General features: G+C 43.9%; 2 protein-coding genes. Both read left to right on the top strand.

Annotated elements, in window-relative coordinates; genetic code table 11:
• On the top strand, positions 1-189 hold a 189-nt coding region (locus RG959_RS23875), incomplete at its 5' end, for a hypothetical protein (protein WP_342799281.1).
• A 4-nt stretch (positions 190-193) separates the two neighbouring features.
• A complete protein-coding gene (locus tag RG959_RS23880) occupies positions 194-352 on the top strand; it encodes a DUF3954 domain-containing protein (protein ID WP_342799282.1) in 159 nt (52 codons plus the stop codon).
• Positions 353-376 lie beyond the last annotated feature (24 nt).

Below are 376 nucleotides of genomic sequence, written 5' to 3' on the forward strand. Positions count from 1 at the left end.
GGTTGGAAAACAGAAATAAAGGTGAATGGCGAAACTTACCGAGATGACGCTGTTATGAATAATGAATATAGCGCAACTCACGAAGGAGACACAGCCGACCTACCTATTAGCGATGATCTGTACGAGGCATTGAATAGCTTTTTCGCTTTCGAGGTAGCGCAAGCGTTATGTGATTACGAGGAGGAATAACATCATGGCAGAAGCAAAGGTTGATTTAAGCGAGGATGCTGTATATAGGGTTAAAGATGGAAAGCTAGAGAGATTAGACAAGCCACCTTCTGGATTCGGTGAAGTTATTCAGAAATGGCAGGATGGCAAGCTAGGGCGGTATGAGGTTACTTATACGAAATGAGGTGCGGAAATGAGGACTAGAAGG

The organism is Domibacillus sp. 8LH, from assembly GCF_038806185.1.
Classification (GTDB): domain Bacteria; phylum Bacillota; class Bacilli; order Bacillales; family Domibacillaceae; genus Domibacillus; species Domibacillus indicus_A.

Bases quoted from the DNA above. Each gene is read 5' to 3' on its own strand.
- RG959_RS23880 (WP_342799282.1), top strand. From the start codon at position 194: ATGGCAGAAGCAAAGGTTGATTTAAGCGAGGATGCTGTATATAGGGTT.